1 protein-coding gene is annotated in these 258 nt (G+C 46.9%); it reads left to right on the top strand.

What is annotated here, in order from left to right; all coding sequences use genetic code 11:
• On the top strand, positions 1 to 240 hold a 240-nt coding region (locus tag SM754_RS20340; RefSeq protein ID WP_323677961.1), incomplete at its 5' end, for a hypothetical protein.
• Positions 241 to 258 lie beyond the last annotated feature (18 nt).

The raw sequence follows: 258 nt of genomic DNA, 5'->3' as shown, positions 1-258 counted from the left end.
GGAGTTTGCAGAGCTGAATGGAATGAGGGTTGTGATGTGATGAACAAGCATAAGCTGATCCATCCATTCCCTAGCAGATTCTTCAGAGAGGAGCAACCGGCACCAAACCTCGTTACTCTTATTCCTTCAAGGGGCACTTGGCAACACATGGTGCTGCTCAGAGAATGTGATGCTGATGTTGATGGCGAAGGGCCCCAAACTGCCTCTGTGAGTATTTTTGTGTGTCTTTTTTCGTTCTAATTTGAGCTGAGTGGTAAC

The organism is Halorubellus amylolyticus (genome assembly GCF_034808145.1).
Taxonomy (GTDB): Archaea; Halobacteriota; Halobacteria; order Halobacteriales; family Natrialbaceae; genus Halorubellus.
The sequence above is the reverse complement of the archived record's forward strand: the minus strand, read 5'-3'. Positions and strand labels throughout refer to the sequence as shown.